Source organism: Metasolibacillus sp. (assembly GCF_025291715.1).
In the GTDB taxonomy this organism is placed as follows: Bacteria; Bacillota; Bacilli; order Bacillales_A; family Planococcaceae; genus Metasolibacillus; species Metasolibacillus louembei.
In genome coordinates this window covers 1-511 of record NZ_JAMBIZ010000082.1, presented here as the reverse complement: position 1 = coordinate 511, position 511 = coordinate 1, and the positions used below count along the sequence as shown (strand labels likewise).

1 pseudogene is annotated in these 511 nt (G+C 36.6%); it reads left to right on the top strand.

Features of this window, described 5'->3' with window-relative positions:
- Nucleotides 1–116 precede the first annotated feature (116 nt).
- Nucleotides 117–511 (top strand): annotated as a pseudogene (locus tag M3Z76_RS19735) (tRNA (N6-isopentenyl adenosine(37)-C2)-methylthiotransferase MiaB); the annotation flags it as partial.

Below are 511 nucleotides of genomic sequence, written 5' to 3'. Positions count from 1 at the left end.
ACTCAAGTTTCAAAGGACAAGTTATCTCCAAGCTATCTAACCATTTTTGAGGTGAGTCTAAGCGCATTAAAATGGACTATAGAGTGTGTATAGTTAAGGGTGAAAGGAGATTACCGATGAACGAGCAACAACGATTAGCAAGTCAACAAGCAAATTCCTCTACGAAAAAAGAAGAGAAAGATTATAGTAAATACTTTGAAAGTGTATATCAACCACCTTCCTTAAAGGATGCGAAAAAGCGCGGGAAAGAAGAAGTTAAAATTGAACGGGATTTTGGCTTACCTGAAGAGTTTCGCAATTTTGGTACAGGCCGAAAGTTCTATATTCGTACATATGGTTGTCAAATGAATGAGCATGATACGGAAGTAATGGCAGGTATTTTCACAACGCTTGGATATGAACCAACTTTTTCAACTGAGGATGCAGATGTAGTTTTATTAAATACTTGTGCGATTCGTGAAAATGCTGAAAATAAAGTGTTTGGTGAACTAGGCCATTTAAAGTCACTAAA